Source organism: Stieleria sp., assembly GCF_041595215.1.
Classification (GTDB): domain Bacteria; phylum Planctomycetota; class Planctomycetia; order Pirellulales; family Pirellulaceae; genus Stieleria; species Stieleria magnilauensis.
In genome coordinates this window covers 1-7,512 of record NZ_JBFHKV010000353.1, presented here as the reverse complement: position 1 = coordinate 7,512, position 7,512 = coordinate 1, and the positions used below count along the sequence as shown (strand labels likewise).

The 7,512-nt window shown below is 59.2% G+C and carries 4 protein-coding genes; all 4 read left to right on the top strand.

All coding sequences use genetic code 11. The annotated features are described in order from the left end of the window. The coding region (locus ABX749_RS14970) for a DUF1592 domain-containing protein (RefSeq protein ID WP_372896680.1) at window positions 1-2,526 on the top strand (2,526 nt) is incomplete at its 5' end. Between the two features lie 44 nt (window positions 2,527-2,570). Further along, a complete protein-coding gene (locus tag ABX749_RS14965; protein WP_372896679.1) occupies window positions 2,571-3,914 on the top strand; it encodes a DUF1552 domain-containing protein in 1,344 nt (447 codons plus the stop codon). Window positions 3,915-4,276: 362 nt separating this feature from the next. Beyond that, window positions 4,277-6,748, top strand: coding sequence for a TonB-dependent receptor plug domain-containing protein (locus tag ABX749_RS14960; protein WP_372896678.1), 2,472 nt, complete (start codon window positions 4,277-4,279; stop codon window positions 6,746-6,748). Between the two features lie 186 nt (window positions 6,749-6,934). Further along, the coding region (locus ABX749_RS14955) for a YfiR family protein (RefSeq protein WP_372896677.1) at window positions 6,935-7,512 on the top strand (578 nt) is incomplete at its 3' end.

Here is a 7,512-nt window from a genome sequence, read left to right as displayed (position 1 = left end):
TTCTCGTCCCACGTTCGATTTGCCGCACGTCTAAGCTTGTTGGTCGTCCTGTTGTCAGGGCTCGGCTTTCGATGGGCCGGCGGACAGGGTGTCGTCGCAGCCCCACCCGTGGACGCAACGCAAACCGAGGAACCGACACCGCCATCGGAATCCGCGACGCCGGACGCGCTGGCGAATTGGCAGGCGACCGGATTGCCGTTGATGCAGGCTTATTGCGTCGACTGTCACAACGAAGACGTCCAGGAAGGCGGTTTGGATCTCAGTCCGTTCGAAACGCTCAGTGACCTGACCTCGGCCGAGGTGAAACGGGTGCTGGAGATGGTCCGATTCGGCGCGATGCCGCCGGAGGACTACGACACGCCGGAGATCGAGGAGCGTAAATCGCTGGTCGCGTCGCTTGAGGCAACGATGTATTCGTCGACCTGTGATCTGACCCCGCGTGCGGGCAAGGTCACCGTTCGCCGGCTCAATCGCAGCGAGTACAACAACACCATCCGCGACCTGTTCGGGCTCGACCTGCGACCGGCCGACCGTTTTCCGTCCGATGAAGTCGGTGCGGGGTTCGACAACAACGGTGATGTGCTTTCGCTGAGCCCGATGTTGATCGAAAAGCTGATCGAAGCGGCGGAGTTTGTTTCGCAGAACGTGATGATCGATCCGGCTGACTTGCCCGAACTTCGTCTGGAGCTGCCCGGCGACCAGTTGCCGATCTATGGCGATCCGAAGATCGGCCGTTTCAGCGGTCGGTTTGTTGACCGCGATAGTTTTGCTTGGATCGATTTGGACGCACCGTTCGACGGCCAATACCGCATCGACGTCCGTGGCGGGACGACATCCAAGTCACACGGCAAGGCCAAGGTTGCGATCTGCGACGAGCAGGGCAAGCTGTTGGCGAGCGACGAGCTGGACTATTTCGGCGGCGGGGGCAGTTCTGATTCGATGCAGGAGACCATCGAATTGACTCAGGGCAAACATCGGCTGATTTTCGTGCCCGTGTTGGACGATCGAAAGCTGGTCGTCGGTGAAACGAAATTTGAATCGGTCACGACGATGGATCCGGAACGCGTCAAGTCGATTCTCGCCAAGCGTGGCAAACCGGTTTCACCAGACGGGGACATCGATTCGGACAGCTATCCGTTCATGTTTCGTTCGTTTCGCGTCAGCGGTCCGAGAGAGCATCCGAGGGACGCGTATCCGCCCAAACAGTTTCAGATCGTTCGCCACGTCGCACCCAAGAAACGCGACCGGTATAGCGACGTCGCCAAGACAGCAATGAAGAACTTGCAGCCCTTGATGGAACAAGTCTTTCGCGGCCCGGTGACCGAAGACGAGGTGCGGCCGTATGCCCAGTTGGTCGAGCAGTCGGTCAAAGAGGGCGCATCGTTTCACCGGGGAACACAAATCGCATTGTCGGCGATTCTGGTCAGTCCGCGTTTCTTGTTCCGGGTCGAAACGCCGCCGCCGGACAGCCAACCCAATTCCTTCGGTGACATTCCACTGTCGCCGCACCAGTTGGCGACCCGATTGTCGTATTTCCTGTGGAGCAGTACTCCGGATCAAACGCTGTTGGACCAAGCCGATCGCAACGAATTGGACCTGGAGCGGTTAAAGCGTCACGTCGGTCGGATGCTGGCGGATCAAAAAGCCGATGCATTGGCAACGGACTTTGCCGCCCAGTGGTTGGGATTGAGAAATCTGGTCGAGCACGAAGCCGATGGCAAACGCTTTCCCACCTTTGACCAGGATTTGAAATCGGCAATGGTGCGCGAAACTGAATCGCTGTTTCTGCACATCCTGCGGAACAACCTGCCGATCAGTGAGTTTCTGACCGCCGATTACACGTTCGTCAACGAAACCCTGGCCGAGCACTACGGTTTAACGTTTAGCGGTGAACCGTTTGAAAAGGTGTCGCTGTCCGGCACTCCCCGTCGAGGCTTGCTTTCCCACGGCAGCGTGTTGACACTGACCAGTACGCCGAACCGCACCAGCCCGGTGTTGCGTGGGAAATGGATTCTCGAAAACGTGTTGGGAACGAAAGCCCCGGATCCACCGGCCGGCGTTCCCGAACTGGACGATGCGAAAGCGGCCGGCGAAAACGCGACACTGCGCGAACAACTTGAATTGCACCGTCAAAGCCCCTCCTGCGCCTCATGCCACCGAGTGATGGACCAATTGGGCTTCGGATTGGATGACTATGACGCCATCGGCCAGTATCGAACCGAAGAGGGTGGCAAACCGATCGACGCCAGCGGTGCCTTGCCCGACGGTCGGTCGTTCAACGGTGGCGCTCAGCTGAGCGGCATGTTGGCCGAGACCGAAGTCGAAGGGCTGGCGCGGACGTTGGCCGAACGGCTGCTGACCTTTGCGATCGGCCGCGAACTGACCCCTGACGACCGCTGCACGATCGACGAGATTCTCGAACACACACGCGGCAACCAATTCCGTCTGGCGGATCTAGTCACCGAAGTGGTGACCAGCCGCCAATTCCGATTCCAAACTTTCGACGCCGACGCTGGCAGCCGGTAACGAATCCATCAACAGAGGACCGAACGATGAAGTCGAGACCACAAATGATTCAGCGCAAGAAGGTCGATCGCCGAACTGTCCTGCGGGGATCGGCGGCCGTCCTGGGCCTGCCCTTGCTGGAGGCGATGACGCCGATGGCACGCAGCGCGTTTGCGTCGCCCGATTCGATGCCGCGGCCGGTTCGGATGGCCTGTATCTTCGTGCCCAACGGCGTGATCATGCCGCAGTGGAAACCGATCGTCGGTCCGTCCGGCGAGCCGACCGATTGGGAATGCAGCGAGACACTGCAGCCGTTGGCGCCACTGAAGCACAAGCTGAACGTGATCTCCAATCTGACCCATGACAACGGGCGCGGCTACAAAGACGGCGCCGGCGACCACGCCCGCTGTGGTGCAACGTTCTTGACCGCGGCACGCCCGCTGAAAACCAGCGGCAACATCCGCTTGGGCGTCTCGGTCGACCAGATCGCCGCGGCGCAATTGGCCGGTCAAACCCGTCTGCCTTCGATCGAACTCGGACTCGAAGGCAGCCGCAACGCCGGCAGTTGTGATTCCGGTTACAGCTGTGCCTACAGCAGCAACATTTCCTGGCGAAATGAAACGCAACCGATGCCCAAGGAAACGATTCCACGGCTGGCATTCGAGCGGATGTTCGGCAGTGGTGATTTGGCCGAGCGGCGAGAAGCCAACCGGATCCGCAAGAGTGTGCTCGATGTCGTTCGTGGCGACGCCCAACGGCTGATGAAGCAGCTCGGCAGGTCCGACTTGCGCAAGATGGACGAGTATTTCACAGGGGTTCGGGAGATCGAACAGCGGATCGAACGCACCGAGCAAGAAGACGCCGCGGCACTACCGGACATCGAGATCCCCTTCGGCCGCGTCGAATCGTTCCGCGAACACGCCCGGCTAATGTTCGATCTGATGGTCCTGGCGTTTCAAACCGACACCACCCGGGTTGCGACGCTGATGTTGGACAACGCCGGAGGCAACCGACGCTACACCGAGATCGGAGTCAGCGACGGGCACCACGGAATGAGCCACCACCGAGACAAGCCGGAACTGGTCGAGAATCTTCGTAAGATCGATCACTACCTGGTCGAGCAATACGCGTATTTCCTGAAAAAGCTGGAGGCCACCCAAGACGCCGGCGGCTCGCTGCTGGACCAATCGATGGTGCTCTACGGAAGCGGTATCAGTGACGGCAACCGGCACCGGCACGAAGATTTGCCGATCGTGCTCGCCGGCAGCGCGGCGGGACAGATTGAAACGGGGCGTTACGTCGATGCCGGGAAAGAATGCCCGATGGCGAATCTGTTCCTGACCATGCTGGACCTGATGGGCACGCCGGCCGATTCAATTGGGGACAGCACAGGCCGAATGAAGATCTAAAGCTTCGCCCACACTTAATTTCGGGGGTAGCACTCCAGCAAGCTTACCGGGCTATCCATTGCAAATAACACCCACGGATAGCAGCGCGAACCCACGGATGACTGGGTGCAAAATATCCGTGGGTTCGCGCTGCCATCCGTGGGCCCAGTAATCGTTTCATCGTTCCGCAAGTTACGGCCTGACCCCTTTTCCGCTCGACCAACGCAACCCAGATTTCAAATCTGGACAGAGCACGGGGCCAGGGGGCACGCCATAGTAAGATTTAAGGGCGGTAGGCGGAATACTCAATATTTCCGTCAGCGGGTCCGACCAGACTACCAGGGGAATGCATTCTTTTCCGCGCCTTTTGGTACGCCCGTCTCATGAAACGAACGACGCTCGCCGCACTGTGCTGTCTCGGGTTGAGCCTGGAGACTTGGTCGGTCGGACAGGAACCGGCACCCGAGCGACTCGGATTGACGGCCATCGGTCAACTGGCCGAGGGCGGTCAATCACCGCCTGCCGAACTGGTGCCGGCGACGGTGGAGCCGCTGACCGACGACGGACAGGACGCCGGGAAATCAGACAACGCAAACGCTGCGGATGCCGACTCCGAGTCACCGGCCGAAGAGGAGCCGGCTGCCGAAGACCAGCAATCGCTAGCCGACACGCTCGGTTTTGATCTCTCTGCACTGGAAGATTTTGCCGAGCAACCGCTGTTGGTTCCCGTCGAAGCGCCGGCAACGCTGGCGACACTGGACACCATCGACGAAATCGCTCCCATCTCGATCGGAGGTGGCATTCCGGCGATCTCTCGAATCACCCCGGCCGCGGTCACACGCATCGGTGCCCCGACAATCTGGTCCTCCGGCGCCCGCAATCTGGACGAATTGCTGGATATTTTGGTGCCCAATTTCCAGCACGTGCATCAGGTGGCCACCGGTCCCAAGATGGGCATGCGAGGCATCATCAGCGACCGCGATGACAAGATTTTGTTGAAGGTCAACGGCCGGATCATGAACAACCGGGGAGAGTCCGGTGCGTATCACGAGCGAGATCTGCCGCTGCTCGGTGACCTTCACCTTGTCGATGTCCTGCGTGGTCCCGGCGGGGCGACCGATGGTCCGGGCGCCATCGCCGGTGTGATCAACTTGCAAACGCATACGGGTCTGACGTTCCAGGGACTCGACGCCACCGTCCGACAAGGCTTCATCGACGAATTCACGGCGACCGAACTGCGTTACGGCCGCAAGTTCGATGAGGACACGGGCGTGTTCGTCTATTACGGCATCGCAACCCAAGATGGCGCCGATCAATCCGATGCGCCCTTGGTGTTCGGTCGCAGCTTCCTTGCCCGAGACAACATCCCGGTGACGGCGGGTGAGCCGGTGACGTTCAATGTCCAGGACGACGGCCGCGGGTACCGTTCCAAGCCGAAACACAAGTTTCACGCACAGGTGACCGATGGCAATCTCAACGCCTGGGTCCGCTACACGCGTGGCGGTCAACAAATCGATCCCGATCGGCGTGATATCGCGTTCGATCCGGTGGGCGTCGCGCCTCCCGGTTCGAGTTTTTCCGACTTGCAAACGTCGCAGGCCGGCTACCAACAGCTGACGTTTGCCGGCAAGTACTTGTTTGAGTGCACCGAAACGCTGAATGTGGAGTGGATGGCGAGCTGGGATCTGTTCGATTTCGAACGGTACACCCCACTGGGCAGGATCATCACGAACCGCGAGGACGAGTTTTACACGCGTCTGCTGGCCCGATGGACGCCCAACGAGCGGCACACCCTGGCATTCGGGACGGCGCTTTCGTACGAGTGGTTTGGGTTGCCGAGTCCAGGATATCCCGGATTGCCGGCCAACGTCGAAGGCGTGCCTGACAACATCGAAGGCCCGTGGGAAACGGATACGTTTTCAATATTGGGCGAATATGTGTTGCGTTTCAATGAACGTTGGACCGCGTTCGCCGGGCTCCGCAGCGACAAGCACACCTACAGTGAGTGGCTGCTCTCGCCGCGGACGGCGTTAGTGTTCGAAGCCAACGAACGCGACACCTACAAAGCGATTTGGTCGGTCGCCAACCGCCGCGGCACCGATGGCGATTTGAGGCGACAGTTCGTGCAGTCGGGCAGTTTCGCCGAGAATGAAGAAAACGAAAGCGCAGAATTTCGGTACGAGCGACGTCCCTGTGATCACCGCTTCTTCGCGGCTAGCGGATTCTACCAGCACTACACGGCGATCGGATTTGATCCAACGACGGAGCCGCGACGACAGAACGTGTTGGGGAATTTTGACATCGCGGGGTTGGAGTTGGAGGCTTCATTGCGGACCGAACGCAAACAATGGTCGATCTCACACTCCTACACGCAGCTGCTCAATGGAGAACTGCCGGACATCACGCGAAACCAAGGCATCACCGCCGAGCCGTATGGTTTTGGCAGCGATCTGGTCAGTTGGTCGCCGCAGCTGACCAAGTTGTACGCCAACCGTGACTGGAACGATCTGTGGAGCACCAGCGGGTCGCTGCGTGCCTACTGGGGTTTCCCCGGTGACGAAGACTTGGCCAATTACAACGCCAGCTTGACCGACCCCAACGACCCGAACGTTCCGCAGCCCAACGGATTTCTGCCGCTGGCCGATCCGGGTTACAAGAAAGCCTTCCGTGGCAGCTACTTCCTGGACTTCGGCATCCAACGCAAGATTTGCTGTGGTCAGGGCCGGATGCGATTGGACTTCTACAACGTGCTCGGCTGGATCGACCGAGATCTAAACAAACGCAATGTGTTGCGACGAGCCTATTACCGCAGCGAGGCGGCGGCGATCGCGTTGACGGTTCAGCGAACGTTTTAGCGGGTGATCCATCACACCACGGTCTCTGAATTCTTGCCCGGCCGGTTCACAATGACTAAGTTGAATAGCATGAACACGCTCCGGGGTCCGTGGGCTCGCGTCCATCGGCTGATTCAATCCACACGCCGCGGTGGTGCCGGATACCGTTTGGAATGGCGGACGCCACAAAGGTCCGCGAGGCTGCACATGCGCCGTTCACTTTCATTGCTTTGCGTTTTGATCACCTGTGGATTGCTGATCGATGCGCGTTCCCTCGATGCCCAACAGCCGGCGCCGCAGAACGAATACGACATCAAAGCCGGTTGGTTTTATTTCTTGGGCGGCTTGATTCAATGGCCGAAGCAGCCGTTTAAGGGAGCCGACAAAGATTTCGTGATCGGTGTGCTGGGAAACAATCCCTTCGGAGCCTACATCCGCCCGGTTGGCAATGGAGCATCCATCAAATCGACAAGAATCACGACCGATACGATCCAGCGTAAGCCGATCAAAGTCATCCAGTACAGCTCGGTCGCTGAGTTTCAAAACAGCTACAGTCCGTGTCACATTTTATTTATCTCACGTTCTTCCGCGCCCGGGGTGCTCGGGGAAACGGCACAGGCACGGGTCGAAGCGGCCTTGCAGAAAACCACGGGGCAACCGGTGGTCCTGGTCGGTGAGGCGGAAAACGAGGCTGAGTCGTTGGTCTACGCCAAGTCGGGGATCATCATTTGTTACTGGAACGATCTTCAAGAAAAGCGTGTCAAGATGGTTGTCAACGACACCCA

Excerpts from the sequence above, each read along its gene's own strand:
- ABX749_RS14965 (WP_372896679.1), top strand. The coding sequence starts at position 2,571 with ATGATTCAGCGCAAGAAGGTCGATCGCCGAACTGTCCTGCGGGGATCG.
- ABX749_RS14960 (WP_372896678.1), top strand. The coding sequence starts at position 4,277 with ATGAAACGAACGACGCTCGCCGCACTGTGCTGTCTCGGGTTGAGCCTG.